At 73.6% G+C, this 1,257-nt stretch carries 1 protein-coding gene and 1 pseudogene; both read left to right on the top strand.

What is annotated here, in order from left to right; all coding sequences use genetic code 11:
* Positions 1–784: pseudogene (locus ACWJ6R_RS36605) on the top strand (flavoprotein); the annotation flags it as partial.
* Positions 785–823: 39 nt separating this feature from the next.
* Positions 824–1,093, top strand: coding sequence for a hypothetical protein (locus ACWJ6R_RS36600; protein WP_449066588.1), 270 nt, complete (start codon positions 824–826; stop codon positions 1,091–1,093).
* The last annotated feature ends 164 nt before the right edge of the window (positions 1,094–1,257 follow it).

The following is a 1,257-nucleotide window of genomic DNA, read 5'->3' as shown; positions in this document are numbered from 1 at the left end:
CAAGCACACCCTGGTGGTGGGCGCCGGCCACTCGGCCGCCACCACCCTGCTCGCGCTGGCCGCTCTCGCCGACGAGGCACCGGACACCCGCATCACCTGGGCCATCCGCACCGGCAGCGCCACCCGTACTTACGGCGGCGGCGCGGCCGACGCCCTGCCGGCGCGCGGTGCGCTCGGCACCCGCCTTCGCGCCCTGGTGGAGTCCGGCCGGATCACGCTGCTGACCGCCTTCTTCACCCACGAGGTGACCGTGGACGACGAGGCGGTGACGGTGATCAGCCGCGACCCGTCGGGGACCGAGCGGAAGGTCGTCGCCGACCGGATCGTGGCCGCCACCGGCTACCGCCCCGACCACTCCATCGCGGGCGAGCTGCGCCTGGACCTGGACGCGATCCTCGGCTCCACCCGCGCCCTGGCACCGCTGATCGACCCCAACCACCACTCCTGCGGCACCGTGCCCGCACACGGCGCCGCCGAACTCGCCCACCCCGAGCCCGGTTACTACGCCGTCGGCGTCAAGTCCTACGGCCGCGCCCCGACGTTCCTGATGGCCACCGGATACGAGCAGGTCCGCTCCGTCGTCGCGGCCATCGCCGGGGACTGGGCGGCCGCCCGCGACGTGCAGCTCGACCTTCCCGAGACGGGCGTGTGCTCCTCGAACCTGGCTGAGGCCCAGGAGACGCGGGTCGGGCTGGCCACCGGGATCAGCGGCGGCCTGCTGGCCACCCCGCTGCCCCTGGCCGGGGTGTCCGCCACCACCGATGGTGGCGGCTGCTGCGGCTAACCCGCACCACGACCAGTCGAAGAAAGGCGAGCTTCGGTCATGCCCGACGGCCACCCCACCGCACCACAGAAAGAGGCCCTGCGCCTGATCTGCACCCGCGGCCCACTGAGCACCGACCGGTTGACCGGATACCTGCTCGCCACCCGTGAGACGAGCGCTCATCCCGGTTACGCCCCAGCCGTTGCGCGCTTGGCCGACACCCTGGTCTGGCGGCTGGCCGCTCAGGGCTTCATCACCGGGACCGGCGGCGTCTGGGGCACGACGGTCATCGGCCGCCGCCTGATCTCCTGCTCCGGCGGGGCCACGTGAGGTCCACCGCCACCGGGACCGTCGCCCCTGATGCCGGGGGCGGCGGCCTGCCGCGTTCCCGGCGCCAAGGTGCGCGGATCGTCGCCGCCCTGGCCGTCACCCAGACCATCGGCTACGGCGTGCTCTACTACGCCTTCTCCGTCTTCCTGCTGCCCATGGCGGCC

This window comes from Planomonospora algeriensis, assembly GCF_977012225.1.
Note: the sequence above shows the minus strand (reverse complement) of the source record. Positions and strands in the feature narration are given on the sequence as shown.

Bases quoted from the DNA above. Each gene is read 5' to 3' on its own strand.
- ACWJ6R_RS36600 (WP_449066588.1), top strand. From the start codon at position 824: ATGCCCGACGGCCACCCCACCGCACCACAGAAAGAGGCCCTGCGCCTG.